This is a genomic window from Bradyrhizobium sp. 134 (assembly GCF_023074155.1).
In the GTDB taxonomy this organism is placed as follows: Bacteria; Pseudomonadota; Alphaproteobacteria; order Rhizobiales; family Xanthobacteraceae; genus Bradyrhizobium.
The window spans coordinates 307,080-329,448 of sequence record NZ_JADPKX010000073.1; the positions used below are offsets into that span (position 1 = coordinate 307,080).

25 protein-coding genes are annotated in these 22,369 nt (G+C 64.0%); 11 read left to right on the plus strand and 14 right to left on the minus strand.

The window, feature by feature from the left end; all coding sequences use genetic code 11:
• Positions 1 to 300 precede the first annotated feature (300 nt).
• Positions 301 to 2,064: an ABC transporter ATP-binding protein/permease gene (locus IVA75_RS29440; RefSeq protein ID WP_247284643.1), complete on the plus strand. Its 1,764-nt coding sequence runs from the start codon at positions 301 to 303 to the stop codon at positions 2,062 to 2,064.
• Positions 2,065 to 2,301: 237 nt separating this feature from the next.
• On the opposite strand, the gene IVA75_RS29445 is transcribed toward IVA75_RS29440, so the two are convergent.
• The 5 genes from IVA75_RS29445 to IVA75_RS29465 form a co-directional block, all read right to left on the minus strand.
• A complete protein-coding gene (locus IVA75_RS29445; protein ID WP_247284644.1) occupies positions 2,302 to 3,306 on the minus strand; it encodes a TorF family putative porin in 1,005 nt (334 codons plus the stop codon).
• A gap of 416 nt (positions 3,307 to 3,722) precedes the next feature.
• Entirely contained in the window at positions 3,723 to 4,094 is a 372-nt protein-coding gene (locus tag IVA75_RS29450) for a histone (RefSeq protein ID WP_247284645.1), read from the minus strand.
• 100 nt (positions 4,095 to 4,194) lie between these two features.
• Complete coding sequence (glcF, locus tag IVA75_RS29455; protein WP_247284646.1) at positions 4,195 to 5,517, minus strand: glycolate oxidase subunit GlcF; 1,323 nt, start codon at positions 5,515 to 5,517, stop codon at positions 4,195 to 4,197.
• Complete coding sequence (locus tag IVA75_RS29460) at positions 5,518 to 6,753, minus strand: FAD-binding protein (RefSeq protein ID WP_247284647.1); 1,236 nt, start codon at positions 6,751 to 6,753, stop codon at positions 5,518 to 5,520.
• A gap of 63 nt (positions 6,754 to 6,816) precedes the next feature.
• Positions 6,817 to 8,310: an FAD-linked oxidase C-terminal domain-containing protein gene (locus IVA75_RS29465; protein WP_085350117.1), complete on the minus strand. Its 1,494-nt coding sequence runs from the start codon at positions 8,308 to 8,310 to the stop codon at positions 6,817 to 6,819.
• Positions 8,311 to 8,582: 272 nt separating this feature from the next.
• Between IVA75_RS29465 and cycA the strand changes: the two genes are divergently transcribed.
• Positions 8,583 to 8,978, plus strand: coding sequence for a cytochrome c-550 CycA (gene cycA, locus IVA75_RS29470; protein WP_247284648.1), 396 nt, complete (start codon positions 8,583 to 8,585; stop codon positions 8,976 to 8,978).
• A 108-nt stretch (positions 8,979 to 9,086) separates the two neighbouring features.
• Here the strand turns inward: cycA and IVA75_RS29475 are convergent, their stop codons facing one another.
• The gene (locus IVA75_RS29475; protein ID WP_247284649.1) at positions 9,087 to 10,043 is read right to left on the minus strand and encodes an alpha/beta hydrolase; all 957 of its coding nucleotides are present in this window, start codon (positions 10,041 to 10,043) and stop codon (positions 9,087 to 9,089) included.
• A 325-nt stretch (positions 10,044 to 10,368) separates the two neighbouring features.
• Here IVA75_RS29475 and IVA75_RS29480 point away from each other — a divergent pair, with 325 nt between their 5' ends.
• Positions 10,369 to 10,551, plus strand: coding sequence for a hypothetical protein (locus IVA75_RS29480; protein WP_007596968.1), 183 nt, complete (start codon positions 10,369 to 10,371; stop codon positions 10,549 to 10,551).
• 12 nt (positions 10,552 to 10,563) lie between these two features.
• Here the strand turns inward: IVA75_RS29480 and IVA75_RS29485 are convergent, their stop codons facing one another.
• The 3 genes from IVA75_RS29485 to ykgO form a co-directional block, all read right to left on the minus strand.
• Complete coding sequence (locus tag IVA75_RS29485; RefSeq protein ID WP_247284650.1) at positions 10,564 to 10,824, minus strand: hypothetical protein; 261 nt, start codon at positions 10,822 to 10,824, stop codon at positions 10,564 to 10,566.
• Positions 10,825 to 10,948: 124 nt separating this feature from the next.
• Positions 10,949 to 11,590: a tetratricopeptide repeat protein gene (locus IVA75_RS29490; RefSeq protein ID WP_027565451.1), complete on the minus strand. Its 642-nt coding sequence runs from the start codon at positions 11,588 to 11,590 to the stop codon at positions 10,949 to 10,951.
• 107 nt (positions 11,591 to 11,697) lie between these two features.
• The gene (ykgO, locus tag IVA75_RS29495; protein WP_006611362.1) at positions 11,698 to 11,823 is read right to left on the minus strand and encodes a type B 50S ribosomal protein L36; all 126 of its coding nucleotides are present in this window, start codon (positions 11,821 to 11,823) and stop codon (positions 11,698 to 11,700) included.
• A gap of 336 nt (positions 11,824 to 12,159) precedes the next feature.
• Between ykgO and IVA75_RS29500 the strand changes: the two genes are divergently transcribed.
• Complete coding sequence (locus IVA75_RS29500) at positions 12,160 to 13,044, plus strand: amidohydrolase family protein (protein WP_027565452.1); 885 nt, start codon at positions 12,160 to 12,162, stop codon at positions 13,042 to 13,044.
• A gap of 112 nt (positions 13,045 to 13,156) precedes the next feature.
• Here IVA75_RS29500 and IVA75_RS29505 read toward each other — a convergent pair whose 3' ends face one another.
• On the minus strand, positions 13,157 to 13,504 hold the full coding sequence (locus IVA75_RS29505) for a MerR family transcriptional regulator (RefSeq protein WP_247284651.1): 348 nt from the start codon (positions 13,502 to 13,504) through the stop codon (positions 13,157 to 13,159).
• 83 nt (positions 13,505 to 13,587) lie between these two features.
• Here IVA75_RS29505 and IVA75_RS29510 point away from each other — a divergent pair, with 83 nt between their 5' ends.
• The 3 genes from IVA75_RS29510 to IVA75_RS29520 all read left to right on the plus strand — a co-directional run bounded on the left by IVA75_RS29510 (position 13,588) and on the right by IVA75_RS29520 (position 15,940).
• Positions 13,588 to 14,598, plus strand: a complete 1,011-nt coding sequence (locus IVA75_RS29510; RefSeq protein WP_247284652.1) for an NAD(P)-dependent alcohol dehydrogenase — start codon at positions 13,588 to 13,590, stop codon at positions 14,596 to 14,598.
• Positions 14,599 to 14,690: 92 nt separating this feature from the next.
• Complete coding sequence (locus tag IVA75_RS29515; protein WP_247284653.1) at positions 14,691 to 15,422, plus strand: haloacid dehalogenase type II; 732 nt, start codon at positions 14,691 to 14,693, stop codon at positions 15,420 to 15,422.
• A 41-nt stretch (positions 15,423 to 15,463) separates the two neighbouring features.
• Positions 15,464 to 15,940: a YbaK/EbsC family protein gene (locus IVA75_RS29520; RefSeq protein ID WP_027565458.1), complete on the plus strand. Its 477-nt coding sequence runs from the start codon at positions 15,464 to 15,466 to the stop codon at positions 15,938 to 15,940.
• Here the strand turns inward: IVA75_RS29520 and IVA75_RS29525 are convergent.
• Positions 15,937 to 16,287 (minus strand): hypothetical protein, encoded by a 351-nt coding sequence (locus tag IVA75_RS29525; RefSeq protein ID WP_247284654.1) that lies wholly within the window; start codon positions 16,285 to 16,287, stop codon positions 15,937 to 15,939. The two genes, IVA75_RS29520 and IVA75_RS29525, sit on opposite strands and share 4 nt — an antisense overlap.
• 95 nt (positions 16,288 to 16,382) lie before the next feature.
• Positions 16,383 to 17,366, minus strand: coding sequence for a tripartite tricarboxylate transporter substrate binding protein (locus tag IVA75_RS29530; RefSeq protein WP_247284655.1), 984 nt, complete (start codon positions 17,364 to 17,366; stop codon positions 16,383 to 16,385).
• A 155-nt stretch (positions 17,367 to 17,521) separates the two neighbouring features.
• Here IVA75_RS29530 and IVA75_RS29535 point away from each other — a divergent pair, with 155 nt between their 5' ends.
• Entirely contained in the window at positions 17,522 to 17,779 is a 258-nt protein-coding gene (locus tag IVA75_RS29535; protein WP_027520456.1) for a hypothetical protein, read from the plus strand.
• A 131-nt stretch (positions 17,780 to 17,910) separates the two neighbouring features.
• Here IVA75_RS29535 and IVA75_RS29540 read toward each other — a convergent pair whose 3' ends face one another.
• Entirely contained in the window at positions 17,911 to 18,846 is a 936-nt protein-coding gene (locus tag IVA75_RS29540) for a LysR family transcriptional regulator (RefSeq protein WP_247284656.1), read from the minus strand.
• A gap of 117 nt (positions 18,847 to 18,963) precedes the next feature.
• On the opposite strand from IVA75_RS29540, the gene IVA75_RS29545 reads away from it, so the two are divergent.
• The 3 genes from IVA75_RS29545 (at position 18,964) to wrbA (ending at position 21,133) form a co-directional block, all read left to right on the plus strand.
• Positions 18,964 to 19,716 (plus strand): SDR family oxidoreductase, encoded by a 753-nt coding sequence (locus IVA75_RS29545; RefSeq protein ID WP_247284657.1) that lies wholly within the window; start codon positions 18,964 to 18,966, stop codon positions 19,714 to 19,716.
• 36 nt (positions 19,717 to 19,752) lie between these two features.
• Positions 19,753 to 20,451: a pirin family protein gene (locus IVA75_RS29550; RefSeq protein ID WP_247284658.1), complete on the plus strand. Its 699-nt coding sequence runs from the start codon at positions 19,753 to 19,755 to the stop codon at positions 20,449 to 20,451.
• Between the two features lie 82 nt (positions 20,452 to 20,533).
• Positions 20,534 to 21,133 (plus strand): NAD(P)H:quinone oxidoreductase, encoded by a 600-nt coding sequence (gene wrbA, locus IVA75_RS29555; protein WP_247284659.1) that lies wholly within the window; start codon positions 20,534 to 20,536, stop codon positions 21,131 to 21,133.
• 43 nt (positions 21,134 to 21,176) lie between these two features.
• Here wrbA and IVA75_RS29560 read toward each other — a convergent pair whose 3' ends face one another.
• Positions 21,177 to 22,322 (minus strand): GNAT family N-acetyltransferase, encoded by a 1,146-nt coding sequence (locus IVA75_RS29560; protein WP_247284660.1) that lies wholly within the window; start codon positions 22,320 to 22,322, stop codon positions 21,177 to 21,179.
• Between the last annotated feature and the right edge of the window lie 47 nt (positions 22,323 to 22,369).

Here is a 22,369-nt window from a genome sequence, read left to right on the forward strand (position 1 = left end):
CACGCATGTGTGCTGCAGGCGGCCCGCGTGGACAGCCGATCCTGCTTGACGCTGAAGCGATAACCCCCGAGCTGGACGCGAATTCCTCGCGAATGCAGCGGTTCCCGTCCGCTCACAAGCTCGCGAAATCCCGAAGGCCCCCACCCCGCGCCGATGCGCCCCATGCTAGGGTTGCAAGCTGCGACAAGCCAACGCAAATTGCAGGACTTGCGACTTTAGTCTAAGCGCGCCGATTTTCGCTGTCGTCCCAAGTCTTTGGCCCCGGGCAGTTGTGCACATCCCCTCAGGAGACAGAGCTCTGTGAAGAACATCAGCGCCACGCTCGCGATCGTCTGGCGAATCGCCGCCCCCTATTTCCGGTCGGAGGACAAATGGGCCGGCCGCGGCCTGCTCGCCGCTGTCATCGCGATGGAGCTGGCGCTGGTCGCGATCGACGTCCTAGTCAATCAATGGCAGAACCGGTTCTACAGCTCACTGCAGGCAAGTGACTGGGATAGTTTCGTCAGGGAGATCTGGATCTTCATCGGCCTCGCCTCCGCCTTCATCGCGCTGGCCGTCTACAAGCTGTATCTGAACCAGTGGCTTCAGATCCGCTGGCGGCAATGGCTGACCCGGCACTATCTGGGCGAATGGCTGCAAGGCGCCACCCACTACCGCATGCAGCTCAAGGGCGATGCGGCCGACAACCCGGACCAGCGCATCACCGAGGACGTCAAGAATTTCGTCGAGCAGACCCTGACCATCGGTCTCGGCCTGCTCTCGTCGATCGTGACGCTGTTCTCGTTCGTGATCATCCTCTGGGGGCTTTCCAACGCCGCGCCGTTGCACCTGTTCGGCGCCGATCTCATGATCCCCGGTTATCTGTGCTGGGGCGCGCTGGTCTACGCGATCTTCGGCACGGCGCTGACGCACTGGATCGGCGCCCCGCTGGTCAATCTCAATTTCGAGCAGCAGCGCTATGAAGCCGACTTTCGCTTCAATCTCGTCCGGGTCCGCGAAAATTCCGAGCAGATCGCGCTGCTCAAGGGCGAAGGCGCCGAGCGCGGCCGGCTGCTGGAGCGCTTCGGTTTCGTGATCGGCAATTGGTACGCCATCATGAGCCGTACCAAGCGCCTCACCGCGTTCACCGCGAGCTATCAGCAGGCCGCCGTGATCTTTCCCTACGTGCTGGTGGCGCCGGCCTTCTTCGCCAAGAAGATCCAGCTTGGCGACATGATGCAAACCGCGTCCGCCTTCTCCAGCGTACAAGGCGCATTGTCGTTCTTCGTCACAGCGTACCGATCGCTGGCGGAATGGCGCTCGATCGTTGCCCGCCTCGACGGCTTCGAGATGTCGGTCGACGCGGCCGCGCACCTGCCGCCGCACGAGCCTGCGATTGCCCTCAAGGCCGCCGGCGGCAATCGCAATATCTCTCTCGAACAGCTCTGCGTGAACCTGCCGAGCGGCACGCCGCTGGTCGCCGCCGACGCGTTCTCCGTCCAGACGCCGGAGCGCGTGCTGGTGACCGGACCGTCGGGCTCCGGCAAGTCGACGCTGTTCCGGGCCATCGCCGGCATCTGGCCGTTCGGCACCGGCAGCATCTTCGTGCCGGAAAAGGCGAAGCTGATGATGCTGCCCCAGCGCCCCTATTTCCCGGTCGGCGTGCTGCGCGACGCGGTGGTCTACCCGGCCGCGCCGGGCGCGTTCGAAACCTCACGCGTCAGGGACGCGCTGATCGCGGTCGGGCTGCCCGACCTCGCCGAGCGGCTTGAGGAGGACGGTCATTGGAACCGGATGCTGTCGCTGGGCGAGCAGCAGCGCCTCGGGCTCGCCCGCGCGCTGCTGCACGCGCCGGACTATCTGTTCCTGGACGAGGCCACGGCCTCGCTGGACGAGCCGTCCGAGGCCCGCCTGTACCGGTTGCTGGCGGAGAAGCTGCCACAGGCCACCCTCGTCTCGATCGGCCACCGCTCGACGCTGGAAGCCTTCCATACCCGCAAGGTGACGATGGTGAAGCACGGCGCGATCCACGTCCTCGGTGACGGTGGTGTGCCGGTCGAGAAGGAGCCGAGCGCGGCACGCTGAGACGGCTCGACCAAGCCCTGAGGCTATGGCCCTTCGTTGCAGCCATCCTTCGACACGCCCGCCTTTGGCGGGCCCTCAGGATGAGGTCTGTCCTCGCGGTGAAATCCGTGCCCCTCATGGTGAGGAGCCCGCCGGAGGCGGGAGTCTCCAACCATGCAGGCGCCCCGGCCTGCGCCCAAAAGCAAAAGGGCGGCAGGTTTGCCCTGCCGCCCTCATCAAGTCGCTTCGGGAAGAAGCTTACTTCAGGTTGCTCATCGCCGTCAGGTCGAACGACAGCTTGGCAATGCCGGCCGCGCCGCACCAGTTGGAGCCAGCGCCGCCCGGATTGATCGCGGTGACGTTGGTGGTGCCGGTGGCGTTGAAGGCGCTGGTGAAGGCGTTGCAATCACCCTTGTTCAGGTCCGTGTCGGAGTAACGCAGGTCCAGCGTGAACACCTTGTAGGTGAAGCCGATGCCGATGTTCCAGGTGTTGTAGTCCTTGTAGGGGATGCCGTTGGCGAAAACAGTGCCGACGCCGGTGCCGTAGAAGGCGTCCGAAGTACCGAACCACTGCCGGCCGAACTCACCCGACACGTACATGCCCATGCCGGAGGGACCAAAGGCCGTGCTGGGCGCCGTGTATTTGGCGGTCAACGAAGCGTAGTTGCCCCAGGCACCCGAGTTCAGGAAGTTCGGCGAGTAGTACTCGGTCGCGCCGACCGTGAAGCTGTCGTTGATGGTGTAGTTCACCTTGCCGTAGACTTCGACGAAGCTGACGTCCTTCTTCATGACGTTGCCGTCGGCGAGGAAGATCGTGGTCGTGCTGACGCCGCAGACGTTGCCGCCGGGAATGCCGCCGGTGAGCACGTTGTCGGCGCAGCTTCCACCCGGATACAGGTAGCCCCAGACGCCGATGTCGAACGCGAAGGCGCCGAAGGTCGGGCGGATACCGCCGTAGATGTCGACTTCAGCAGCGGCACGATTGGCGAAGGAGATGCTCTCGGCGGACACGCCGACGTAGAGCTGGAGGTCCTTGTTGATGTTGTAGCGCGGCTCGAAATAGGCCGCGACCGACGGCTTGTGGTTCGACTGCGTGACGCCGCGGAAGATGTAGTCGCTCATGATGGCGCCGCCGAAGGCGATATCCCAGGGGTCAAACGCGACCACCGGCGGGGCCTTCAGTGCCTTCACTCGCATGTCTGCCGCGAAAGCCGAGCCCGTCACCATTGCCAGCGCCGTTGCCAACAAAGCCACTTTTTTCATTTCGATCCCCATCACCAGTTCTAAGACCCCAGCCGGATCCCGGAAGCCCCCGGAACGCACGACCTGATTGCAAATTTCGTAACTGCGGCAATCTGGATGGAGTGGCGTAAACCGAGAAGCAAAAAACGCGGGCATCTGCCGACTTTTTGGGCGTTCTGACGATTCCACGAAAGGTTGTCAGCCTGTGTGTCTTCTCGACCACATTATTTGCATTGCAAAGTGCACTGGCAGGCCCGGGTTAGTACGGGCCCGGCGGTACCGTGCTGGCCGCGCCACGAATCAGGCTGCTCCAGGACAAACACGCCGTCACGCCGATGCAAAAAGGCCGCAGCATCACCGCTGCGGCCTTCCTGTCGTCGATCATGGTCGTCGGATTGGATCCAGCCCTTGGCCTAATCTTGGGCCTAACCTTTGGCCTAACCTTGTCCTTCGGCCGGCGTCGTTTCCGCAGAAGACGAAGGCATCGCCCAGCTTGTCTCGGCGGCGGGCTCGGGAGCCGGAGCTGCCGGCGTTGACGGCTTCGGCGCGGGAGCTGCCTTCGCCTTCTTCGGCGCCGCCTTTTTCGCAGCCTTCTTGCCGGCCTTCTTAGGGGCAGCCTTCGTAGCGGCTTTCTTGGCAGACTTCTTGGCGGCCTTCTTCGGCGCGGCCTTCTTGGCAGATTTCTTTGTGGCTTTCTTGGCAGACTTCTTCGCGGACTTCTTGGCTGCCTTCTTTGAGGTCTTCTTCGCCGCTACCGCCTTCTTGGCTTTTTTGGCCTTCTTGCTTTTTTTCTTCTTCGCTTTCGCCATCGTGGTCCTCCTGTTGCCGCCGAACAATGGTCGATCCGGGCGTCTTCAGCCGTCACCTCCGGACGAAAGCTCAGCCCTCGAAAGCTCAGTCTTCGAAAGCTCAGTCTTGCGCGTTCAATGCCGGCCGCGACCCGCCCGTAGCCCAATCGAGAAGCTCAATCGTGTGTACGACCGGAACTGACGTGCCACTGGCAATCTGCACCATGCAGCCGATATTGCCTGCGGCAATCATGTCCGGCTTGACGCTCGCGATGTTGGCGACCTTGCGATCACGCAACCGGCCCGCAAGCTCGGGCTGGAGAATGTTGTAGGTCCCCGCCGAACCGCAACACAAATGGCTCTCCGGCACATCTTTCACCACGAATCCATTATTGGAAAGCAATTCTTTCGGAAGGCCCGTGATTTTCTGCCCGTGCTGCAACGAACACGCAGAGTGATAGGCGACGACGATGTTATCCTGTCGCGCGGTGGCCACGAGTCCAAGGCCGGCGACGTATTCAGTGATGTCCTTGGCGAGCGCGGAGACCTTCGCCGCATCGGCGGCAAACGCAGCGTCCTCGCGCAGAAGATAGCCGTAGTCCTTGATCACGGTGCCGCAGCCTGACGCCGTCACCAGGATGGCGTCGAGCCCCTCGCCGGCCGCTTCCGCGCGCCACGCCGCGACATTGGCGCGAGCCCGCCCCAATGCGTCCTGGTCGTTGCCGAGGTGATGGGTCAGCGCGCCGCAGCACTGCTCGTCCCTGACGAGGACGACCTCGATGCCGTGGCGCGTGAGGAGACTGATGGCGGCCTGGTTGATGCGCGGCGCCAGCACCTGCTGGGCGCAGCCCTGGAGCAGCGCGACCCGGCCGCGCTTCTTGCCGAGTGCCGCGAACACACTGCCGGCGGCGGGCCCCGGTGGCGGCAGCCGGTCTGGCGCCAGCGCCAGCATCGCCTTGAGGCGCAGGATCAGGCCGGGTGTCGCCGACGGCCGGGGCGTCGGCAGGAACGCGGCCAGCGGGCGGGCCAGCCGCGCCAGCCACATGCTGGCGCGGAAACGCTGCGGGTCCGGCAGGACGAAGGCCAGCCCCCGGCGCAGCAGCCGCTCGGCCAGCGGCCGCTCGTAACGCTGCTCGATCCTGACCCGGGCCTGATCGACCAGATGCATATAATTCACCCCCGAGGGGCAGGTCGTCATGCAGGCCAGGCACGACAAGCAGCGGTCGACATGTTTGACCACTTCGGCGGTCGGCGTCTGGTCCTTCTCTAGCATCTCCTTGATCAGATAGATGCGGCCGCGCGGGCTATCGAGCTCGTCGCCAAGCAGCACATAGGTCGGACAGGTTGCGGTGCAGAAGCCGCAATGGACGCAGGCGCGCAGGATCTTGTCGGCTTCCGCGATGTCGGGATCGGCGAGCTGCGCGAGTGAGAATTCGGTCTTCATTCAGCAAGCGTCCCGCGTCAGCCGGCCCCGGTTGAGGATGGTCTTCGGATCGAAACTGGCGCGGACCCGCTCGCTCAACGCGGCAAGGCCAGGAGCTTGCGGGTGGAATACATCGATCGTGCGCCTGATGTCCTCGGCCGCCCGGATCAGCGTGGCGTGCCCGCCGGCCGCATTCGCACGTTCGCGCACGGCCGTGGCATGCGCGTCCGGCTTCGGTGGCAACGCCGCCCAGATCAGTCCACCACCCCAATCGTAGATCACGTCGCCGCCGGTCTCGCGCGCCAGCAGCGTCCCGAGCGCCGCGCCCGACGCCGGCGGACAGACGATCCGCCAGACCGGCCAAGCCCCCAGCGCGCCGCCGGCCGCGAACGGCAGGACGTCGCGGATCGTGGTCCACAGCGCCGCCGACATCGTGTCCTCGACGAGCGTTGCGGTTCCGAACGGCGCCAGCAATTCGCGCAGCGAGCCGGCACGGTGGGCGGCCGAGGCGGTAATGCCCTCGAGCCGCAGCACTGTCAGCGCCTCGCTTTGGCCTGCGATATCGCCGAGCCCTTCGATCTTGGTCCGGAACGCCGATGTCGGCAGGTGCGCGGCGCCCGAGACGTCGAAGGGCGAGCCGAGCGCCGCCGTCATCGCCTTGTTGGCCGCGGCATCGTCGAGGCCGCGCAGCAACAGCGTCCGCTCGGCCTCCGGCTTCGGCATCACCTTCAGCGTGACCTCGGTCATGACCGACAGCGTGCCCCAGGAACCGGCGAGAAGCTTGCAGAGGTCGTAGCCGGTGACGTTCTTCACCACCTTGCCGCCGGTCTTGAAGCTATCGCCGAAACCGGAGACGGCATGCGCCCCGAGCAGATGGTCGCGCGCCCCGCCCGCCTTGATCCGGCGCGGACCGGCCAGGCCAGACGCAATCATGCCCCCAATGGTGCCGAGCGCGGGCGTGCCGAGCAGCGGCGCGGTGTTCATCGGCTCGAAGGCGAATTGCTGGTTCTTGGCATCGATCAGCGACAGCACGTCGGCCAGCGGCGCCCCGGCCTGCAGCGTGACAATGAGTTCGTTGGGCTCGTAGGCGGTGATGGCATTCAGCGCGGAAACGTCGAGCACCGCGTTGGTCGCCATCGCATGGCCGATGCCGCGCTTGGAGCCATGGCCGATGATCTCGAGCGGCTGCTCATTGGCAATCGCCGCGCGCACCACCTCTTCGACGTCTTTGGCGTCTCTGACCTTGAGCGTATCCACGCCTGTAGCGGGTAACGAAGTTCGCAGCGAAAATCAAATTTGGCGCGTTGCAGCGAGGCGACGCTAGAACCGCGGAATGTCCGGGAATGCCAGCTTGCCGGCGTGGACGTGCATGCGGCCGAGCTCGGCGCAGCGGTGCAGGGTCGGAAACACCTTTCCGGGATTGAGCAGGCCCTGCGCGTCGAAGGCGCATTTCAGGCGCTGCTGCTGGTTGAGGTCGATCTCGCTGAACATCTCAGGCATCAGATCGCGCTTCTCGATACCGACGCCGTGCTCGCCGGTGAGCACGCCGCCGAACTCGACGCAGGCGCGCAGGATGTCGGCGCCGAAGGCTTCGGCGCGCTCGATCTCGCCGGGCTTGTTGGCGTCATAGAGGATCAGCGGATGCAGGTTGCCGTCGCCGGCATGGAACACGTTGGCGCAACCGAGCTGGTATTTTTCCGATAGCTCGCGGATGCGCGCCAGCGCTTTCGGCAGCGCACCGCGTGGGATGGTGCCGTCCATGCAGAGATAGTCCGGCGAGATGCGGCCGACGGCGGGGAACGCGGCTTTCCGGCCGGCCCAGAACAGATTGCGCTCGGCCTCGGAGGTCGAGATCTGGCAGGTGGTCGAGCCGCAAGCGTTCGCAATCGTCTCGACCCGCGTGATCAGCTCGTCGACCTCGATCTTGGGACCGTCGAGCTCGATGATGAGGAGGGCCTCGACATCGAGCGGATAGCCGGCATGGACGAAGGCCTCCGCGGCGTGGATCGCGGGCTTGTCCATCATCTCCATGCCGCCGGGAATGATGCCGGCGCCGATGATGCGCGCCACGCATTCGCCGGCCGCCTCGACTTGCGCGAATCCGACCATCAGCGCGCGCGCCGTCTCCGGCTTTTGCAGGATGCGCACCGTGATCTCGGTGATGACACCGAGCAGGCCCTCCGAGCCGGTGATGACGCCCATCAGGTCGTAGCCGGAGTTCTCCGCCGATTTGCCGCCGATGCGCAGGATCTCCCCGCTCATCAGCACGATCTCGCAGCCGAGCACGTTGTTGGTGGTCATGCCGTATTTCAGGCAGTGCACGCCGCCGGAATTCTCCGCGACATTGCCGCCGATCGAGCAGGCGATCTGCGAAGACGGATCCGGCGCGTAGTAGAACCCGGCATGAGCGACGGCCTGGCTGATCGCGAGGTTGGTGACGCCGGGCTCGGTGACGACGGCGCGGTTGTCGAAATCGATCTCGCGGATGCGCTTGAACTTGCCGAGGCCCAGGAGCACGCCGTCTTCCAGTGGCAGCGCGCCGCCGGACAGGGAGGTGCCGGAGCCACGCGGGACTACCTTGATGCCCTGCCCTGCACAATATTTCAGGACCAGCGAAACCTGCTCGGTCGTGTCGGGCAGCACCACGACCATCGGCGGCTGCCGATAGGCCGTTAATCCGTCGGATTCATAGGCTCGCATCTCGGCGGCGCTATCGATCACGCCTTCGCCCGGTACGATTGCGCGCAATGCAGCCACGATTTCGGCGCGGCGCGCGAGCACGGCCTGGTCACTCGCGGGCATCATGATGGCCATAGCATTTCCTTCATGGCATATCGTTCCGGCCGAGGCCGCACGATCGATTTGTCGCGGTAAATCAACCACGTCCGCGGTGGTTTGGGTAGGCCATCCGAAAGTCAGATCGACGATCTTGCGCGAGTTCGCTCTGGGACAAGTAGGAAATCGTGAAACCTGCCATGGTTTGGCGGCTTGTCCAATCTGAGCAGGCCTGCCAAAACCGGCAGGTCCGACCATTGCCGATCAGGCATGCAACTGACCAGCCCCAGGGAAGAAACGAAGAGCACCCGATGACAAAACTGATTTTTGGCGCATTGACCATCCTCGCCGCGATTGCCACCGCACCCAGCGCGATGGCGCAGGACGTCGCGGCCGGCAAATCTTCGTTCAACAAATGCCTGGCCTGTCACGCGATCGGCGAAGGCGCCAAGAACAAGGTCGGCCCCGAGCTCAACGGCCTCGACGGCCGCAAGTCCGGCACCGCGCCGGACTACAATTACTCCGACGCCAACAAGAATTCCGGCATCACCTGGAACGAGGCCGTGTTCAAGGAATACATCAAGGACCCCAAGGCCAAGATCCCCGGCACCAAGATGGCTTTCGCCGGCATCAAGAACGAAACCGAGATCAACAATCTCTGGGCCTATGTGTCGCAGTTCGACAAGGACGGGAAGATCAAGCAGTAAGCGCGCGACAGGCGGTCGCTGGAGCTTCGGTTCTGAACCGAAGCTCCAGCTTCTTGTTTTGACGCGTTTTCTTCACGCAAACCGGCATCCACTTCGCTCGAAAACGCTCTAATCGGCGGCCGCCTGCACCGGGACGATTTTCCCGATCAGCGTCTCGATCTCGGTCTTCACGAGATCGGGCACCGCGTTCTGCACCATGTGGCCGAGATCGGGCAGCACGATCAGCTTGGCGTTCTGCACGGTGGCGGCGAACGGCCGCGCGTGAATGTCGGTCTTCACCGTCTTGTCGGGTTCGCCGGCGATGATCGTGACCGGCGCCGATATCTCGCCGTAGCGCGCGACCTGCGCGGCGACCGCTTCCTTCAGCGTCACCAGATCATACGCATTGGCGATGAACTCGCGCGGGCGCAGCAGCAGCGGCGTCGCGGAGTCCTGCACGAAACCATCCGGCATCATTTGCGGCAGGAAGACATTGCGCGCGCCGGGCTCGCTCAGGAAATAGCCCAGCGGCAGGGTTATGGTGTAGGCGAGCAGCGGGCCGATCACGGGCGTTGCGATGATCTCGTTGTAGCGGCCGACGCCGCCGCGCCAGGGATGGGTGACGGGCGCGAGCATCACAAGGCCCGCGACGCGGCCGGGATGATCGAGCGCCAGCCGCGCGCCGAGCGCGCCGCTCCAGGAATGCACCACGAACACCGCGCGATCGATCCCGAGCTTGCCGAGCGCCTCATCGATCATCCGCGCCTGGACCTCCGGGGTCGAATCCTGCCGCCGCGCCCGCGTGCTCCAGCCGTGACCGGGACGGTCGATCAGGATGACGCGATGGTGCCTGGCGAGGAGATCGCCGAGCGGCCGCCGCATCGCTTCGAGGTTGGAGCTCGCGCCGTGCAGCATCACGACCGGCAAGCCCGAATCGCGCGGTCCGAGATCGACGAGGTGAAGCACGGCCCCATCGACCTCGATCATCCGGCCTTGCGGTGGAAAGGCGCGTTGCACGGCGAGGACGCCGGCCTGCGTGACCAGCGCCAGCACAACCAGCGCGGTCACGACTGACATCACGATCATGGATGGAATCCGGGCGATCCAGGGCACAGGGCAGTTACGTGGCTTGCGGGCGCCAGTTTCGCCCGGGGAGCCCCCACGCTCCACTTGAAATGCCGGGGCTGTGGATATGTGCATAATTCAAGCGGGAAAAACGCAATCAAATCAATGCTGCTCCCCGGAGCACGCAGGCTTCGAAAAGCTTCATGCCGTCGTCATCGCGGCTTCCTTATAATCGCCACGGTCGGTTCCGCCATTTAGACGCGGGTGGGCGCCGATCGTGCTCGCAACCCTCGGGGATGCGGGAAAGACCGGCAGGATTTATCCTGATTTGAACCGGAGAATTTCGATGAGCCTGAGGTCCAAAGATACTGCGATCGACGAGATCGTGGCAAGCTGCCACGGCGACCTGCGCGGTGCCGTGCGCGCGCTGCTGCTGATCAACGAGCACCTCGAGACGGAGCTTGCAAAGGCTTACGCCGCAGCGGTCGATCGCGGCCTCGCCGAGCGCGAAGGCAGCGTTTTGCACTAGGTTGCTGTCGACCTAGTTCGTGCTGTCCTCGTCCTTTTCCTCGTCAGGCGTGGGTGCGGGACAGGCGCGGATGGTCGAACGGGCAAGCTTGGCGTCGGCCTTCGATTTGTAGGGACCGTCACCGAACCAGACATCGCCGATGATCACGGGATTGCTGGTCACGATGTTGCATTTTCCGGTGGCGCGGTTGCCGACCACCCAGAACAGTCCGTCGGCGAGGCTCGCCGTGCTCGACGCCAGCAGCAATATAACTGCAAAGATCAAACGCTTCATGGCTGTGCTCCCGCGATGAAGGTAGGCCTGCGGCGGGGCAACCCATATCCCTCGTAACGCGGCGCGTGTCATCGTGGTTAATCGGCTAGCGCCGCATTTGCTCGAGCAATGATCGACTTGTCCGCTAAATGTCGCGGCCTTCGACCTTCTCGGTCAGCGCCTTGACCTGGTCGGGGATCTTCTCGAGGTGCGGGTTGACGGCGAGCGCCTTGCGATAGGCTTCGAGCGCGCGCTTTTCGTCGCCGACCTCCTGCATGATCATGCCGAGGCCTGCGAGCGCGCCGAAATGGCGGGGCTCGCGGATCAACACCTCGCGGATGTCGGCGAGCGAGCGGCCATAATCGTTCTGCATGTAGTAGAGCGTCGCGCGACGATTCCAGGCCTCGATGTAGTCGGGCCTGAGCTTGACGACCGAATCCAGCAGCTTGATCGCAACCTCGATCTTCTTTGCGTCGACCGCGGTCTTGGCCCGCGCCATCAGCAGCGCCGCGGTGTCGCTCGGGGTCTGGATCCAGATCGCCCAGATCCGCGCCTCGACGTGCTTGGCGCTGGCCTCGTCGGGCGCGGCTTTCAGCGCGCCGAATAGGAAATCGAGATTCTTGGTGCGATCGACCTTGGGCAGCTTGGCCGGCGCTTCCGGAAGTTTCTTCTGCTTGCCGGGCGGAGTCGGTGGATCAATCTGCTGTGCCAGCGCCGGAGCGAGTCCGGCGGCTCCCAGTACGAGAGCCAGACACAGGGTGCGCGCGATGAAGAATCTCACTGCCATGGTCGAAGTCTAAACGCGCAAAGCCGCCCTTGCAAAGCAGGGGCGGCGTCAAACTCGTGTGAGACCGTGGTCTTGCGGGGCGCGCGCGGGCGTCCGGCAGGGCGAAATCAGCCCTGGCGAGCCTTGAAGCGGCGCTGCACCTTGTTGATCACATAGACCCGGCCCTTGCGGCGGACCAGGCGGTTGGCGCGATGGCGACCGCGCAGCGATTTCAGCGAGTTACGGACCTTCATGGCAGAATCCTGAACGTTCGAAAGGCCGTGTTCGGCACTACCGTTTCGGCACGCGCGAATGAGGCAAAATGAGATTTTCCCGCTGGCGGACCGACCGCCCGGGACGGGGCGGTTCTTAAGGCATGGGAGGACCGGATGTCAATGTTAACTGCCCCGATCCCACCCACCAAATTCTGGAAAACAACCCCATGCAAAGTAGAAGCGGCCGGATCGGCCCAATCTGGCGCGGACGACGCCTGTCCTACAACGCTTGGTCCCACAACGCCTTGTCCCACAATGTCTTGCCAAGTTCGTTATATCATATAATCAATTCGGCAACCCGTCGGGAGGAAACCCATGCCGAAGCTGAAGCTGCCGAACATCGACGACGTCGTCGCCATCGACATCCACACCCACGCCGAGGAGCCCTGCGGCACCCATCCCGACGACGGCTATGACGATTTTCAGGCGCAGATGGCGGACTATTTCAAGTCGCCGCACAAGCATCCGCCGACCGTGCCGGAGACCGCCGCCTACTATCGATCCAAGAACATCGCCGCGGTGATCTTCCCGGTCGACGCCGAGCGCGAGACCGGCTTCCGCCGCTACAAGAATGAGGAGATGCTGGAGATCGCCTCCGACCATCTCGACGTTCTCATCCCCTTCGTCTCGATCGACCCGCACAAGGGCAAGCTCGGTGTGCGCGAGGCGCGCAAGCTGATCGAGGAATACGGGGTGCGCGGCTTCAAATTCCATCCGACCATGCAGGGCTTCTACGCCAACGACCGCATGGCCTATCCGCTCTATGAAGAGATCAACAATGGCGGCGCGATCGCGCTGTTCCACACCGGCCAGACCGGCGTTGGCTCCGGCATGCCCGGTGGCATGGGGATGCGGCTGAAATATTCCAACCCGATGTACATGGACGACGTCGCGGCTGATTTCCCCGACCTCAAGATCATCCTCGCCCATCCCTCCTTCCCCTGGCAGGAAGAGGCGCTGTCGGTCGCGACCCACAAGCCCAACGTCTACATCGACCTCTCGGGCTGGTCGCCGAAATATTTCCCGCCGATCCTGGTGCGCTATATCAACTCGATCCTGCAGGACAAGATGCTGTTCGGTTCGGACTGGCCGGTGATCACGCCCGACCGCTGGCTGTCGGATTTCGCCAAGATCGAGATCCGCGACGAGATCCGGCCGAAGGTATTGAAGGCCAACGCGCGCAAGCTGCTGGGGATCTAGGCGCGTACTCGTCAGCGCATCGAGGGCTTCGACGCTGCTATCGAAGCCCTCATGCTCAGGCCCTCAAGGCCTAATACTTTGGCGCGGTGAATCCGATAGCCGTTGCGTGCGATCAATTCACGCTTGCCAGATAGCCCGCCAAAATTGTCCGGCTTTGGCTGAGCGTCTCGATACGTTCGTCGATCAGGCCGACCTGCTGCTTGAGTATTTTTCGCAGCTCGTTGCACGGCGTGAAAGCCGGATCGTTGTTCCGCACGCAGGGGAGCAACCGCTTGATAGTTTCGAGCGTCATCCCGGCGCCGCCGAGCATCTTGATGCGCCGCACCGTTTCCTCTTCGGCCTGGCCGTAATCGCGATAGCCGGAGTTCGTCCGCAGCGGCGCGAGCAGTCCTTCGCCTTCGTAGTAGCGCAGCATTCGGACGCTGACCCCCGTCCGCCGGGAGAGTTCGCCGATCTTCATCTGAAGCCTCTTGACCCTGACAGCACTGTCAGACCCTACAGACTTTGCTCGTCCAAGTGAATGCACTTGTGAAGGGAGCAACGATGAAAGCCTACCATTTGAATAGCCATGCTGCTGCTGGCCGCCTTGCGCGCGTCGAAATCAGCAAACCCGAACCCGCCAATGGCGAGGTCCGCATTCGGGTTGAAGCGGCAAGTCTGAATTACCGCGACCTCCTGATCCTCGACCGTGCAGGCCAAGGCGAGCTCAAGGGCCGCGTGCCACTCTCCGACGGTGCGGGTGTCGTTGACGCCATCGGCACCGACGTCTCGCAATGGCGGCTCGGAGACCGCGTCGCTGGGTCTTTCTTCCGCGATTGGATCTCGGGGCCATTCAACTCCAGCTATATTCCGTCATCCCTCGGTGGCAACACGATGGACGGAATGCTGGCTGAGTACGTCGTGCTGCCGGCGACCGCGCTGGTCTCAGTGCCGGCGCATCTGTCCGCGGTAGAGGCAGCGACCCTGCCCTGTGCCGGCGTCACGGCTTTCCATGGCCTCATCGCACGCGGCGGGATGCGCAAAGGCGACACGCTGTTGGTCCAGGGAACAGGCGGCGTCGCGCTGTTCGGGCTTCAACTCGCGGTGGCGCTGGGGGCGCGTGCGATCGTGATATCCTCCTCGGATGAAAAACTCGCCCGCGCCAAGGCGCTGGGCGGCTCGATCCTCATCAACTATCGCGAGACGCCTGACTGGGATGTCGCCCTGATGAAGGCGACGAATGGCGCCGGGGCCAGTCATATCCTCGAACTCGGCGGTCCCGGCACCTATGATCGATCGCTGCGATCGGTCGCTTCGGGTGGCAAGATCGTCCAGATTGGTGTCTTGACGGGGTTCGGTCCCAAGCCCGACCTCGCGCGCCTTCAGTGGGAGAATGCCGACATCATCGGTGTCACCGTCGGATCGGTCGAACACTTTGCCGCGATGAATCGCTTCCTGACCGAACACGCGATCCACCCGATCGTCGATCGGATCTATGGTTTCGATGAGGCACCCGAAGCGTATGCGCACCTGCGGACCGGCTCACATTTCGGCAAGGTCGTGATCAGGCTTTAGAAACCAGGGCCCAAGTCGCGATTCCGTCTTGGACCGATTTCGGGGCGCCTTGTATAGTCCGTGGACCGCAACGATCCCGGAGGACAGGTCAATTGAGCCTCAAAGCCGTTGTCTTCGATGCCTACGGAACGCTCTACGACATCCAGTCGGTCGCCGAGACCACCGAGGATGCGTTTCCGGGCTACGGTGAGATCATCACGCAGATCTGGCGGATCAAGCAGCTCGAATACACCTGGTTGCGCTCGCTGATGCGGCGCTACCAGGACTTCGCAGCCATCACGCGCGACTCGCTTGCCTATACGCTGCGCGTGCTCGGGCTCGCTTACGAGAACGAGGCATTCGAGCGCGTGATCGAGAAATATCTGCATCTCGATCTCTATGCGGATGCGACGGCCGCGCTCACGGCTCTAAAACCGCGAAAACTCGCCATCCTCTCCAACGGCAGTCCGGATATGCTGAATGCGCTCGTGCGCAACTCCGGCCTCGACGCTCTGCTCGACGCCACGATCAGCGTCGACGCGAAGAAGATCTTCAAGCCGAGCCCGGAAGCCTATGAGCTGATCGGCGAGGTGCTCGGCACCGCGCCGCATGAGGCGCTGTTCGTCTCCTCCAACCCCTGGGACGTCGCGGGCGCGAAAGCGTTCGGACTGAACGTTGCCTGGATCGAACGGGTGACGCCCGAAGCGATGGCGCTGGCTTGCGTCGAGAACGAACTCGTGGCACCGCTGACGATGTTCAAGGCGATCCGCACCCAAATGGACGAACTCGGATTTGCGCCCGATCATCGCGTCCGGGCGCTCTCGGAGCTGCCAAGGATTGCTTAGGCATCGCCGCCCGCCCATAAGTCTGGAATGAGCCGACCTGAATGAGCCTACAATCCGTTCGCGCCTTCTTCGCTGAAAAAGCCCCCGACATATCAGTCATCGAATCCCCGATCAGCTCCGCGACAGTGGCGCTGGCCGCCGAAGCCTATGGCGTCGAACCCGGAATGATCGCCAAGACGCTGTCGTTGCGGATCGGCGAGCGCGTGATCCTGATCGTCGCGGCCGGCACCTCGCGCATGGACAACAAGAAGGTGAAGGCCGCGTTCGGCGGCAAACCGAAGATGCTGGGACTGGAAGAGGTCGCGGAGGTCACCGGCCACGAGGTCGGCGGCGTCTGCCCGTTCGGACTGAAGGCGCCGCTGCCGGTCTATTGCGACGTCTCGCTGAAAGCGTTCGACGTGGTGGTGCCGGCCGCTGGCTCGACCCACAGCGCGGTGCGCATCACGCCGGAGCGGATGGCCGAGCTGACTGCGGCGGAATGGGTCGATGTCTGCGAAGTCAGGTCCGAAGCGCCCTAATCATCCTCGTCGTAAGGCCGGGGCTGGGTCGCCGGAGGCGGTGGCGCATTGTTATATCGTGGCGCCGGCGCGGCGCGATTGCCCGGAACCTGCTGCTGCGGCGGCATCTGGTTGTTGGACTGGAACACCGCGCGACAACCTCTGGAGAGCTGGGGCGTGTTCTGCCGCAAGCAGGCCGTAATGCGGCTCACATCAGGGATCTGGTCGCTGCACAGCCGCCACACATCCGGCGTGCAGGCCATCTGCTGCTCCATGGTTCCGCGATACTCTTCAGCGGATGCAGTGCCCTGCGCGACGATGCCGCCGATCGCAAGCGCCACACCCAGCGCAATCCGCTCTGTTCGCATGTCCGATTCCTTCGCGAGTCTCTCGAATTCTCTTCAATCAATGAGACGCGGAGAGGTTCTGGACCAACAAAAAATTGTGAAAACGGGCCAGGAACCTATTCTACCTTGCCGATCTTCTTCACTGCCGTAATCAGCCGCGCGCTGTCGACCGCCACGAACTCGGCAAACGCCGGCGCGTCCTGATAGGCAACGAGGCTGCCCGACATTTCGAAGGCCTTGAGCACGTCCGGGCTCGTCATCACCTGCGCCATCGCCTCGCGCAGGCGGGTCGCGATCGGCGCCGGCAGCGCGCTCTGCGCAAACAGCCCGGCCCAGATGTACATCTCGACGTCCTTGTAGCCGAGCTCCTGGAAGGTCGGTACATCGGGGAAGCTTGCGATGCGCTTGGCGCCGCAATTGCCGAGCATGCGCAGCTTGCCGTCCTCCACTTGCGGCTTCAGCGTTCCCGGTGCGGCGGCGATCGCTTGCACGGTGCCGCTGAGCAGCGCGGTGAGCGCTGGACCGGCGCCGCGAAACGGCACATGCAGCAGCTTGATGTCGGCGCTGCTCGCAAACATTTCCATCGCCACGTGCAGCGTGCCGTAAGGCCCGGACGAGCCATAGGCGATCTGGCCCGGGCGTTTCTTTGCGTCTTCGACGAAATCCTGCGCGGTCTTCCACGGCGCCGAGGCCGGCACGGCGAGCAGCGTGGGATCGGCCAGCACCCGCGCGATCGGCATGAACTGCGAGACCTCGTAGGCGACCGGACGATCGAACAGCCGGTCGGCCTCGGGGAGCACCGCAAGCGAGGACAGCGTCATCAGTAGCGTGTAGCCATCGGGCTCCGCGCGTGCGGCGGCGGCGTTGCCGACCGATCCGCCGCCGCCTCCGGCGCGGTTATCGACGATGACCGGCTTGCCGAGGATTCGCTCCAGCGCCTGTGCGACCGGGCGCGCCGCGAGGTCCGCCTGGCCGCCGGCCGGAAACGGCACGATCATGGTGACGTTGCGCGCGGGATAGGCTTGCGCGAAAGCCACGCTCGACAACGCAGGCAACAACGGCAATGCGGCAGCGGCGCGCAGGACATCGCGTCGATCCATGGCAGATTTCCCCCTGTTTTCTTATTCGCCGCCAGCCTAGCGTGATCGTCCGCAAGAACAAGACGCGCGGCGGAATTAACGAAGCATTATCCATGTTCCGCCCGGTCAGGAACGCCCCCCGGACTCTACCGTTGCCTCCCAGGGAGAGTGGACCGATGAATAGACTTCAGACCATTGACGTGGCGCTGGACGAGATGCTGGTGAATCTCGCCGCTATCGTCTTGCGGCTTTCAAAGCCCGACGTGACGCGGACGCCGGAAGCGCGACGCGCCTTGGCGCAATCCGTGCATCAATACGCAGTCTGCGCGAAGCGCTCGCGCGATCCGCGTGTCCATGATTTGAAGTCGCAGTTGGAAGAAACGTTGAAGCCGAACTTGCGCGTGGTCGCGCGTAATGATGTGACGGTGTCTTAGTCCAACTCCGTCATTGCGAGCGAAGCGAAGCAATCCAGAATGCCTCCGCGGAGACATTCCGGATTTGCTTCGTCGCTTCGCTCCTCGCAATGACGGAGGTCGCTGAAGGCACTCACTCTACGACGGCTTTGCTACGACGGCTTTGCCTTTCCGCGCACTTGCCGCTTGCACGTACCCGGCAGCTTCGCTGCGAGAAAATCGCCGAGCGCCTCGACGCGTGCGGGACGCGGGCCGCCAGGTGGCGTCACCAGATGTACGGCGCCTTCAACCTGCTTCCAGTCCTTCAGGACCACTTCGACCTCGCCGGAGGAAATGGCCTCGCCGACGATGAATTCCGGAAGGTCGGCGATGCCGAGGCCGGCGATCAGCGCCGGCATTACCGCTTCGCCGTTGTTGACGCGGAGCTGCCCGCCCGGACGCACGCTTGCCTGCTCGCCGGCCGAATTGGTGTAGTGCCAGACGTTGGGCGTCGAGAGATAGGCGTAGCTGAAGCATTTGTGCTCGGCCAGATGCATCGGATGCGTCGGCCGTCCGTATTGCCTAAGATAGGACGGCGCGGCGACCGTAAAGCGCGGCATCGTGAAGAGCCGCCGCGCAATCAGCGAGGAATCCGGCAGCCGCGCGATCCGCACCGCCATGTCAAAGCCCTCGCCGATCAAATCGATGGTCGCATCGCTCAGGTGCAGATCGACCGAGACCTCCGGATAAGCCTCGAAGAACTCCGGCAGCAATGGCGCCACCGCCTTGATCCCGAATGTCATGGGGACGGCGAGCCGCACCAGGCCCCGCGGCGCTACCGACTGCGCCAGTGCTTCGTTCTCCGCCGCCTCGCCGTCGGACAGCAGGCGCGTCGCACGCTCGGCGAGCTTATGCCCGGCATCGGTCAGCGCGAGCCGGCGTGAGGTACGGTTGAACAGCCGGGCGCCGAGCCGCTCTTCGAGGCGCGTGACCGCCTTGGACACCGTCGCCTTGGACATCGCGAGTTCGCCCGCGGCCCCCGCAAACGACCGTAATTCCACGACTTTTGCGAAAATCGCGAGTGCCTCGAAATCGGGGAGTTTGGCCATAGAAGGGGATCCAACCGGGCTGTTTAAGGAAACAATGCGTTTCAACAGTTTCTATTTCTATACCACAGGCGAAGGCTTATCCAAGGGTCATCAGAAATTCAGGAATGGAGAAATCCAATGACCAAGAAGCTCTCAGGCAAGGTTGCCCTCGTCACCGGCGGCTCGCGCGGTATCGGCGCAGCCTCCGCCCGTGCACTCGCCGATCAAGGCGCGGACGTCGCCATCAGCTACGTCGCCTCTCCCGAAAAGGCGGAAGCGGTCGTCACCGAGTTGAAGGCCCGGGGCGTCAAGGCGCGCGCCTTCCGGGCGGACCAGGCCTCGGCCAAGGACGTGACGCAACTCGTCAAAGACGTCGCGAAGGAGTTCGGCCATCTCGACATCCTCGTCAACAATGCCGGCGTCGCTTGCGGAAGCGCGATCGACGATGCCAATGCCGACATCGAAGCGCTCGCCCGCCAGGATGCCATCAACGTGCATGGCGTGATCGCGGCGATCCGCGCCGCTTCGCAATTGATGGGGGAAGGCGGCCGCATCGTCACCGTCGGCTCGATGCTTGCCGATCGCGCCTCGTTCCCGGGTCTTGCGGACTACGTCGCCACCAAGGCCGCCGTGGTCGGTTACACCAAGGGCGCAGCCCGCGACCTCGGCCCGCGCGGCATTACCGTGAATGTGGTGCAGCCCGGCTCGATCGACACTGACATGAACCCGAAGGACGGTGGCGAGTTCGCCGAGACCCAGCGCAAGCAGCATGCGCTGCAGCGCTTCGGCCGCCCCGAGGAAGTCGCGGCTGGCGTCGTGTTCCTCGCAAGTCCGGAAGCCTCCTTCGTCACTGGCACGGTGCTCAACGTCGACGGCGGTTTCGGCGCCTGATCAACGCGCCGCCCGCCCAAACAAGGAATTACGCAGATGATCGAACTCAGACCCTTCGCAAAGCTCGGCGGCGCTGATCACGGCTGGCTCAATGCCAAGCATCATTTCTCCTTCGCAAGCCATTATGACCCCCACAACATGGGTCACGGCGCCCTGCGGGTGTGGAACGATGACGAGATCGCGCCCAACACCGGGTTTCCCGCCCATCCCCACGCCAACATGGAAATCATCACCTATGTGCGCGAGGGCGCGATCACTCATCAGGACAGCCTCGGCAACGAAGGCCGCACCGAAGCGGGCGACGTGCAGGTGATGAGCGCCGGCAGCGGCATCCGCCACTCCGAATACAATCTCGAGCCGACCAGGACACGCATCTTCCAGATCTGGATCGAGCCGACCGCGCGCGGTGGCCAGCCGACCTGGGGCTCGAAGCCGTTTCCGAAAGGAGACCGCTCGGGCAAGCTCGTCACCATCGCGAGCGGCTTCGAGAATGACACGGACGCTCTGCCGATCCGCGCCGATGCGCGGGTGCTCGCCACCACACTGAAGGCGGGCGAGAGCGCGGAGTACGCGCCGGACAAGTCACGGCACCTTTATCTCGTGCCCGCGGCGGGGTCAGTCGAGATCAACGGCGTGCGCGTCAACGCCCGCGACGGTGCGGCGATCCGCGACGAGGACAGGCTGAAGATCACGGCACTGGAAGATTCCGAGATCGTGCTCGTCGACGCGGTTTAGCAACGCCTTCGTCATGCAGGCTTTGTCCCGGCATGACGCTCCCGACACCGACGCATCAAATCTGCATCCAACGGAGACCATCATGACCAAAGTTCTCGTCCTTTATTATTCCGCCTATGGCCACATCGAAGCGATGGCCAATGCCGTCGCCGAAGGCGCGCGCGAAGCCGGTGCCACCGTCGACATCAAGCGCGTGCCCGAGCTGGTGCCGGCCGAGGTCGCCAAGGCGTCCTATTACAAGCTCGACCAGACCGCCCCCGTCGCGACGATCGAGGACCTCGCAAACTACGACGCAATCATCGTCGGCACCGGCACCCGCTTCGGCCGCATGGCCTCGCAGATGGCGAACTTCCTCGACCAAGCCGGCGGTCTCTGGGCCAAGGGCGCGCTGCACGGCAAGGTCGGCGGCGCCTTCACGGCGACCGCGACCCAGCATGGCGGCCAGGAGACGACGCTGTTCTCGATCATCACCAACCTCTTGCATTTCGGCATGGTCGTGGTCGGCCTGAACTACGGCTTTGCCGGCCAGATGAAGCTCGACGAGGTCACCGGCGGCGCACCTTACGGCGCCACCACGATCACCGGCGGCGACGGCAGCCGGCAGCCCAGCGCCAACGAGCTCGCCGGCGCACGCTATCAGGGCCGCCAGATCGCGGAGACAGCCAGGAAGCTGCACGGCTGAGCTACACGGCTGAGCTGCACGTCTGATGCGAGGGGAGCGCCCGTCAGCGCGTCCCCTTGCCAATCGCCTTCGCCGCAAAGGCAGCGAGCCTGGGATGACGGCGCAGGGCCTGGGCGGCGTGGTCACGCCACGCGAAGGGCACGCCGCGCCAGGACAGCGCGACGCTGACATCAGTCAGCGGCACCGGCTCGGCGCCGAATCGGCGCTTGTACTCCTGGTTGCCGATGCTGAGGTCGAAACGGCGCACGCCCTCCGCATGCAGCGCCGCCATGGTGCGCTCGGTCACGAGCAGCCCCGGCGAGCAGTTCGACCAGGAATCGCCGGCATGGCTGATGCGCAGCAGGAAATAGGCCGCACCGAACCTGACGCCGAACGTGGTGGCGACGACGGCCTCGTCGCAGACCAGGGCCGAGATGACGGCATAACCGTCCGCGACGCCCTGACGCGCGACCTCGCGATAGAACTGCGCATGGGTTTCGTCGTTGAGGACGAAGCGCGAACCAAGCTTTCGCATGCGCGCCTGCTGCTGGGCATCCATCACGTCCAGCAGCTCGCGCGCACGCGCGACATCGGTAGCGATCTCGAATCGCGCGCCGGCGTGACGGCTGAAGACGCGCCAGCAGCGTGGCATCTGCATGCGCTTGATCGAGGCCTGGTAATCTTCATAGTCGTCACCGGTCAGCACGACGTTGCCGTTGAGCGAGCAGGATCCGACCCGGCCGAGCGACACCAGCGGGTTCGGGTTGCCGCCGATCTGGGCCGGCATCTTCTTCAGGCGCAGCAAATCGAAGCGGTCCGGCAATGCGCGCAATGCGTCGATCAGCGCCTTGCCGATCGCCTCCGTCGCCGCCGCGTCCAACGCGGCATCGAGCGCCAGGATTGGCGCGTTGTTGTCGGAGACGCCGAGATCGGCGAATTCGACGATGCGGATGCCGCGCCTGAGGTGGCTGATCATCGGCACCATTGCGATGTCCCTGCCGGTCGTGGCATCGGAGATCAATGCAATCAGCGGCGAGAGACCGTGGAACGCCTCGTACCAGGCGCCGAGCCAGTAGCCATGCTGGAATGCAGTGCGATGGCCTGCGTTCAGGCGCGATGCGGCCCGCGGCCAATCACGCACAAAATCGACCGCGATTCCCGACGTGCTGGACACAAGACCATCTGGTTGCTCGACGCTGAGGATCGTCATCCGCGGGACATGCGATTACTGGGTGTTTCCAGATAGATTATGTTTTG

Coding starts and splice junctions, on each gene's coding strand:
- ykgO (WP_006611362.1), bottom strand. CDS start 11,823: ATGAAGGTCCGTAACTCGCTGAAATCGCTGCGCGGTCGCCATCGCGCC.
- IVA75_RS29465 (WP_085350117.1), bottom strand. CDS start 8,310: ATGGCCATCATGATGCCCGCGAGTGACCAGGCCGTGCTCGCGCGCCGC.
- IVA75_RS29490 (WP_027565451.1), bottom strand. CDS start 11,590: ATGGCAGTGAGATTCTTCATCGCGCGCACCCTGTGTCTGGCTCTCGTA.
- glcF (WP_247284646.1), bottom strand. CDS start 5,517: ATGAAGACCGAATTCTCACTCGCGCAGCTCGCCGATCCCGACATCGCG.
- IVA75_RS29500 (WP_027565452.1), top strand. CDS start 12,160: ATGCCGAAGCTGAAGCTGCCGAACATCGACGACGTCGTCGCCATCGAC.
- IVA75_RS29445 (WP_247284644.1), bottom strand. CDS start 3,306: ATGAAAAAAGTGGCTTTGTTGGCAACGGCGCTGGCAATGGTGACGGGC.
- IVA75_RS29480 (WP_007596968.1), top strand. CDS start 10,369: ATGAGCCTGAGGTCCAAAGATACTGCGATCGACGAGATCGTGGCAAGC.
- IVA75_RS29550 (WP_247284658.1), top strand. CDS start 19,753: ATGATCGAACTCAGACCCTTCGCAAAGCTCGGCGGCGCTGATCACGGC.
- IVA75_RS29530 (WP_247284655.1), bottom strand. CDS start 17,366: ATGGATCGACGCGATGTCCTGCGCGCCGCTGCCGCATTGCCGTTGTTG.
- wrbA (WP_247284659.1), top strand. CDS start 20,534: ATGACCAAAGTTCTCGTCCTTTATTATTCCGCCTATGGCCACATCGAA.
- IVA75_RS29485 (WP_247284650.1), bottom strand. CDS start 10,824: ATGAAGCGTTTGATCTTTGCAGTTATATTGCTGCTGGCGTCGAGCACG.
- IVA75_RS29510 (WP_247284652.1), top strand. CDS start 13,588: ATGAAAGCCTACCATTTGAATAGCCATGCTGCTGCTGGCCGCCTTGCG.
- IVA75_RS29505 (WP_247284651.1), bottom strand. CDS start 13,504: ATGAAGATCGGCGAACTCTCCCGGCGGACGGGGGTCAGCGTCCGAATG.
- IVA75_RS29535 (WP_027520456.1), top strand. CDS start 17,522: ATGAATAGACTTCAGACCATTGACGTGGCGCTGGACGAGATGCTGGTG.
- IVA75_RS29475 (WP_247284649.1), bottom strand. CDS start 10,043: ATGATCGTGATGTCAGTCGTGACCGCGCTGGTTGTGCTGGCGCTGGTC.
- IVA75_RS29540 (WP_247284656.1), bottom strand. CDS start 18,846: ATGGCCAAACTCCCCGATTTCGAGGCACTCGCGATTTTCGCAAAAGTC.
- cycA (WP_247284648.1), top strand. CDS start 8,583: ATGACAAAACTGATTTTTGGCGCATTGACCATCCTCGCCGCGATTGCC.
- IVA75_RS29520 (WP_027565458.1), top strand. CDS start 15,464: ATGAGCCTACAATCCGTTCGCGCCTTCTTCGCTGAAAAAGCCCCCGAC.
- IVA75_RS29545 (WP_247284657.1), top strand. CDS start 18,964: ATGACCAAGAAGCTCTCAGGCAAGGTTGCCCTCGTCACCGGCGGCTCG.
- IVA75_RS29525 (WP_247284654.1), bottom strand. CDS start 16,287: ATGCGAACAGAGCGGATTGCGCTGGGTGTGGCGCTTGCGATCGGCGGC.
- IVA75_RS29450 (WP_247284645.1), bottom strand. CDS start 4,094: ATGGCGAAAGCGAAGAAGAAAAAAAGCAAGAAGGCCAAAAAAGCCAAG.
- IVA75_RS29560 (WP_247284660.1), bottom strand. CDS start 22,322: ATGACGATCCTCAGCGTCGAGCAACCAGATGGTCTTGTGTCCAGCACG.